Raw genomic sequence first — 5,540 nt, 5'->3', positions numbered from 1 at the left:
ACGCACCACTGGTGTTCGGGTTGTCATGCCAATGGCATTGCCCGGTAGCTAAGTGCGGAAAAGATAAGCGCTGAAAGCATCTAAGCGCGAAACTTGCCTCGAGATGAATTCTCCCTGGGGCCCTGAGCCCCCTGAAGGGACGTTGAAGACTACGACGTTGATAGGCCGGGTGTGTAAGCGCAGCGATGCGTTGAGCTAACCGGTACTAATGACCCGTGAGGCTTAACCTTACAACGCCAGAAGCGTTCTGGTGAGCGTGATGAGAGACGCGAAAGAGATTTTCAGCCTGTTCGAAACGGATTGGTTCACGTGGTTACGAGAGTAACGGCGGGGACGAAACAGAATTTGCCTGGCGGCTTTAGCGCGGTGGTCCCACCTGACCCCATGCCGAACTCAGAAGTGAAACGCCGTAGCGCCGATGGTAGTGTGGGGTCTCCCCATGCGAGAGTAGGGAACTGCCAGGCATCAAATAAGCAGACAAGCCTCATACGAAAGTATGAGGCTTTTTTGTTTGTCTGCGATTTAGCTATAAAAGGTCAGATTTTGACCGTTTCAACACCAAATTTGTCTTTTCATCATCCATTTTTGCTGTATTTTTTGTCGTTTATCTCTATTTTACCGACCTTGTTTGTGCATATTTCCTCCTCAATTCCTTAAATTCTGTTAATCAGAATCGATAGTCATCCCTGTTCATGACCTGAAAATCCTCAACTCTGCAAAGGTGGATCGGGTACACTATCTGACAGTTAACTCTGTGAAGGCCGTATTATGTCCCGCCAGCAACATTCATTAAAATCCTGGAATACCTTCGGTCTTAACGCCCATGCGAGTCATATCAGCGTGGCCAATAGCGTTGAAGAACTTTGCCGGTGCTGGCAGCAGAGCACCCAACAAAATGAGCCTGTATTGCTGTTGGGTGAAGGCAGTAACGTGCTGTTTCTGGAAGATTTCTCCGGTCAGGTGATCATTAACCGTATCAAAGGCATCAACGTTGAAGAAACGAGTGATGCGTGGTGTCTTCACGTAGGTGCCGGAGAGAACTGGCATCAATTGGTGGAAACTACGCTGAAACAGAATCTGGCTGGTTTAGAAAACCTGGCGTTGATTCCCGGATGTGCGGGCTCCGCACCTATTCAAAATATTGGCGCTTATGGTGTCGAACTGGAGCAGGTGTGTGAGTATGTGGACATTGTCAGCCTTGGTGATGGCACTTGCCAGCGTCTGACTGCTTCTGAGTGTCAGTTTGGCTATCGCGACAGCGTATTCAAACATCGCTATGCTGAGGGGTATGCCATCGTTGCCGTGGGGTTACGCCTGGCGAAACACTGGAAACCGGTGCTTAGCTATGGTGATCTGCGTAATCTTGATCCTTTAACGGTGAGCCCACAGCAGGTTTTTGATGCCGTTTGCCATATGCGTCGTAGTAAGCTGCCTGATCCTAAAGTGACAGGAAATGCAGGGAGCTTCTTCAAAAATCCGCTGGTAAGCGCCGATCTGGCTGCGGCACTGCAAATAAAGTACCCGGGTATTCCGCAGTATCCTCAGGAGGGCGGAACCGTGAAGCTAGCCGCTGGCTGGCTGATCGATCAATGTGCTTTGAAAGGATTCCGCCTTGGCGGCGCTGCGGTGCATCAACAACAGGCACTGGTATTGATTAATGCTGAAGATGCCAGCGGGCAGGATATTGTCGATTTGGCCCGTACCGTGCGCCAGCGCGTGGCAGAAAAATTTAATGTGTGGTTGGAGCCGGAAGTCCGCTTTATTGCCGCTCAGGGTGAAACAGACGCTGTGGAGGTTATCGCATGAAAGATAACACCGTGCCCTTAAAACTGGTGAGTATTCTGGCCGACGGTGAGTTTCATTCCGGTGAGCATCTCGGTGAGCATTTAGGTATGAGCCGTGCTGCTATTAATAAACATATTCAGACGCTGAAAGAGTGGGGCATTGATGTCTTCACTGTTACCGGCAAGGGCTATAGTCTCTCATCTCCGATGCAACTGCTGAATGAAGAGGTCATTAATGCTCAGCTTGAGCAGGGACGTCTGGCCGTTATCCCGGTGATAGATTCAACTAATCAGTATTTACTTGACCGTATGGGCTCTCTACAGTCCGGTGATGCGTGTGTCGCTGAGTATCAGCAGGCAGGACGCGGAAGACGCGGACGCCAGTGGTTTTCTCCCTTTGGTGCGAACCTCTATTTGTCGATGTACTGGCGCCTTGAACAAGGTCCTGCTGCTGCGATGGGGTTGAGCCTGGTCATTGGCATCGTTCTGGCAGAGGCATTACAGGAACAGGGAGCCCCTGGCATTCGTGTTAAATGGCCTAATGATATCTATCTTGATGATCGTAAACTGGCAGGCATCCTCGTTGAACTGACGGGTAAAACAGGAGATGCTGCGCAGATTGTGATCGGCGCCGGTATTAATCTGGCCATGCGCGCGCCAGGTGCTGATGTGATTAATCAGGGCTGGATTAACCTCCAGGAAGCGGATGTTAATGTTGACCGTAATGCACTCTCAGCACTGATAGTGAATAAAATGCGAACGGCGCTGGCCGAGTTTGAACAGGAGGGGCTGGCACCCTTCGTGCAGCGCTGGGCGCTTTTAGACAACTTCATTGACCGTCCGGTGAAACTGCTGATTGGCGATCGGGAGATCTTCGGAACGGCCAGAGGGATTGACCAGCAAGGGGGGTTAATTCTGGAACAGGATGGCGTCAGAAAATCCTGGGTTGGCGGTGAGATTTCGTTGCGACCGCAGAATTAAACCAGAGGGGGCGCAGTTCACTGCGCCCCCTCTTTCGTTACTTTCTTAATCTGACGAGATCGACAGCATGGTCGCTGCTTTTCGTCATAATCAGACTTGCTCGTTCACGCGTTGGCATAATGTTTTCTTTTAAATTCAGATGATTAATCTCTTTCCACAGTTGGGTTGCAATTCCTACCGCCTCTTCTTCTGGCAGTTGCGCATAATGGTGGAAATAAGAGTCTGGATCGGTAAAAGCACCCTGACGAAATTTCAGAAAACGGTTGATATACCACTGTTCCAGAAGTGCTTCTGGTGCATCGACATAAATTGAAAAATCCACAAAATCTGAAACGAAGACGTGATGAGGGTCGTGTGGGTAGTCCATGCCACTCTGCAACACGTTCAGGCCTTCCAGTATCAAAATATCCGGTTGTTGCACAATTTTATCGCCCTCAGGAATCACATCATAAATCAGATGCGAATAAACCGGAGCGGTAACCTGCGAGGCCCCCGACTTAAGATCGGAGACAAAGTTGACCAAACGGTGCATATCATAAGAGAGCGGGAAGCCCTTCTTCTTCATCAAACCACGTTCTTTTAGCACCGCATTCGGGTGCAGGAAGCCATCCGTTGTAATCAGTTCAACTCGGCGGTGCTCTGGCCAGCGACTGAGTAGCGCCTGCAATACACGTGCTGTAGTGCTTTTACCGACGGCAACGCTGCCCGCAATACTGATGATATAAGGGATTTTTTGGCCATTGGTCCCGAGAAACTGCTCAAGTACCGCCTGACGTCGTAAATTAGAACTAATATAGAAATTCAACAGACGAGACAAAGGCAAATAAATCTCTGCCACTTCTTCCATGGAGAGATCTTCGTTAATGCCTTTAAGACGTGCAATTTCATCTTCGGATAGCGTCATTGGCACCGAATCACGCAGCGCAGCCCACTGACCACGATTGAAATGCAGATAAGGTGTCGTTAACAAGGCGTCTTTTTTTCTCATATGCGTGCTTCTGCCAGCAATTTTTTACCCTTCAATACGTTAGCCCATTAATGACAACATGTTCCGGTTGTTTTCAGGCTGACGTACTAAGGGAAATTTCATAAAACAATTGTCGGAGGTTACCACCAGACAGGCATGAATAAGAAGGAAAAAAGATAATGCACAGATGCAAACGTAGCCGCACCCGCATTAATGATATTTTTCGCTGGCAATTGAAAGCCAACCTGATTAAGCGCAAAAGCGATACCCCATTTTGTGTGGAAGGCGAAGTTTTGCACATTTAAGCGTATTGGTTTGATATTTTATCCTCATACACTGAGTCCCCCTGCTGCTGAGGGGGAGAGAGGGTTGGTGTTTCTTTAAACGAAGTTTGTATGTAAATTCGCTAATTTGAGAAGAATTGCACAAATAGTGAGCATAAGAACAATTATCGCAATTTTTTTGTTGCATCCTCCCTCCGGTCTTCCTAGAATGCGCACCACTTGATGCCGGCTTAGCTCAGTTGGTAGAGCAACTGACTTGTAATCAGTAGGTCACCAGTTCGATTCCGGTAGCCGGCACCATCAAGTAACGAAATACCCCAGGTGGGGTTCCCGAGCGGCCAAAGGGAGCAGACTGTAAATCTGCCGTCATCGACTTCGAAGGTTCGAATCCTTCCCCCACCACCATTTCGACTCAGTGTTCAGGAGTTGAAACCGGAAGAGAAATAAAAGACTCAACCGGAAAGATGGCAACCTCCATAGGTTGTTCATCACGATTTCAGACTGAGCTCAAGCACAGTCAAAGTCATCAGGCAAACGCGTGATGGCTGAGCAATAAGGAAATCTTTTCTGAGTTGTTCAAAAGCTACAGACAGAACAGGTAGCCGAGTTCCAGGATGCGGGCATCGTATAATGGCTATTACCTCAGCCTTCCAAGCTGATGATGCGGGTTCGATTCCCGCTGCCCGCTCCAAGCCGTGCTGATATGGCTCAGTTGGTAGAGCGCACCCTTGGTAAGGGTGAGGTCCCCAGTTCGACTCTGGGTATCAGCACCACTTTCAAATCTCCCTCCCTGCTTCTTCTCTGTGCATTAAAATTCAACGATTCAGGCAATGCCTGGTTGATGTGGTGATATCACCGATTAATCCGTGTCTTAGAGGGACAAGCGATGTCTAAAGAAAAATTTGAACGTTCCAAACCGCACGTCAACGTTGGTACTATCGGCCACGTTGACCACGGCAAAACTACCCTGACTGCTGCTATCACCACCGTTCTGGCTAAAACCTACGGCGGTTCTGCTCGTGCGTTCGACCAGATCGATAACGCACCAGAAGAAAAAGCACGTGGTATCACCATCAACACTTCTCACGTTGAATATGACACCCCAACTCGCCACTACGCGCACGTTGACTGCCCAGGCCACGCCGACTATGTGAAAAACATGATCACCGGTGCTGCTCAGATGGACGGCGCGATTCTGGTTGTTGCTGCAACTGACGGCCCAATGCCTCAGACCCGTGAGCACATCCTGCTGGGTCGCCAGGTTGGCGTTCCATTCATGATCGTATTCATGAACAAATGCGACATGGTTGACGACGAAGAGCTGCTGGAGCTGGTTGAAATGGAAGTGCGTGAGCTGCTGTCTGCTTACGATTTCCCTGGCGACGACATCCCGGTTGTTCGTGGTTCTGCACTGAAAGCACTGCAGGGCGACGCTGAGTGGGAAGCTAAGATCATCGAACTGGCTGGTCACCTGGATAACTACATCCCAGAACCAGAGCGTGCGATTGATAAGCCATTCCTGCT

The 5,540-nt window shown here is 49.5% G+C and carries 5 protein-coding genes, 4 tRNA genes and 2 rRNA genes; 10 read left to right on the top strand and 1 reads right to left on the bottom strand.

Translation table 11 applies throughout. The features are described 5' to 3' along the window. The 4 genes from WH279_RS11970 to birA form a co-directional block, all read left to right on the top strand. Window positions 1–230, top strand: a 23S ribosomal RNA gene (locus WH279_RS11970); the annotation flags it as partial. Between the two features lie 118 nt (window positions 231–348). After that, window positions 349–464, top strand: a 5S ribosomal RNA gene (gene rrf / locus WH279_RS11965). 304 nt (window positions 465–768) lie between these two features. Then, window positions 769–1,806 carry a UDP-N-acetylmuramate dehydrogenase gene (gene murB / locus WH279_RS11960; RefSeq protein WP_339456774.1) on the top strand — a complete coding sequence of 346 codons (1,038 nt, stop codon included), beginning with the start codon at window positions 769–771 and terminating at the stop codon, window positions 1,804–1,806. Next, a complete protein-coding gene (gene birA, locus WH279_RS11955) occupies window positions 1,803–2,765 on the top strand; it encodes a bifunctional biotin--[acetyl-CoA-carboxylase] ligase/biotin operon repressor BirA (RefSeq protein ID WP_339456773.1) in 963 nt (320 codons plus the stop codon). Before murB ends, birA begins: the two co-directional genes overlap by 4 nt. 37 nt (window positions 2,766–2,802) lie before the next feature. Here the strand turns inward: birA and coaA are convergent, their stop codons facing one another. Continuing rightward, window positions 2,803–3,753 carry a type I pantothenate kinase gene (gene coaA, locus WH279_RS11950; protein WP_200644209.1) on the bottom strand — a complete coding sequence of 317 codons (951 nt, stop codon included), beginning with the start codon at window positions 3,751–3,753 and terminating at the stop codon, window positions 2,803–2,805. 158 nt (window positions 3,754–3,911) lie between these two features. Here coaA and WH279_RS11945 point away from each other — a divergent pair, with 158 nt between their 5' ends. The 6 genes from WH279_RS11945 to WH279_RS11920 form a co-directional block, all read left to right on the top strand. Further along, the gene (locus WH279_RS11945) at window positions 3,912–4,037 is read left to right on the top strand and encodes a hypothetical protein (RefSeq protein ID WP_267912236.1); all 126 of its coding nucleotides are present in this window, start codon (window positions 3,912–3,914) and stop codon (window positions 4,035–4,037) included. Window positions 4,038–4,240: 203 nt separating this feature from the next. Beyond that, window positions 4,241–4,316: transfer RNA gene (locus tag WH279_RS11940), tRNA-Thr, on the top strand. A gap of 20 nt (window positions 4,317–4,336) precedes the next feature. Further along, window positions 4,337–4,421, top strand: a tRNA-Tyr gene (locus WH279_RS11935). 211 nt (window positions 4,422–4,632) lie between these two features. Beyond that, window positions 4,633–4,707 (top strand) — tRNA-Gly (locus WH279_RS11930). Between the two features lie 6 nt (window positions 4,708–4,713). Then, a tRNA-Thr gene (locus tag WH279_RS11925) sits at window positions 4,714–4,789 on the top strand. 113 nt (window positions 4,790–4,902) lie between these two features. Continuing rightward, the coding region (locus tag WH279_RS11920; protein WP_339456771.1) for a GTP-binding protein at window positions 4,903–5,540 on the top strand (638 nt) is incomplete at its 3' end.

It is taken from the genome of Erwinia sp. MYb375 (assembly GCF_037479175.1).
Taxonomy (GTDB): domain Bacteria; phylum Pseudomonadota; class Gammaproteobacteria; order Enterobacterales; family Enterobacteriaceae; genus Erwinia; species Erwinia rhapontici.
Note: the sequence above shows the minus strand (reverse complement) of the source record. Positions and strands in the feature narration are given on the sequence as shown.

Excerpts from the sequence above, each read along its gene's own strand:
- murB (WP_339456774.1), top strand. The coding sequence starts at position 769 with ATGTCCCGCCAGCAACATTCATTAAAATCCTGGAATACCTTCGGTCTT.
- birA (WP_339456773.1), top strand. The coding sequence starts at position 1,803 with ATGAAAGATAACACCGTGCCCTTAAAACTGGTGAGTATTCTGGCCGAC.
- coaA (WP_200644209.1), bottom strand. The coding sequence starts at position 3,753 with ATGAGAAAAAAAGACGCCTTGTTAACGACACCTTATCTGCATTTCAAT.
- WH279_RS11945 (WP_267912236.1), top strand. The coding sequence starts at position 3,912 with ATGCACAGATGCAAACGTAGCCGCACCCGCATTAATGATATTTTTCGC.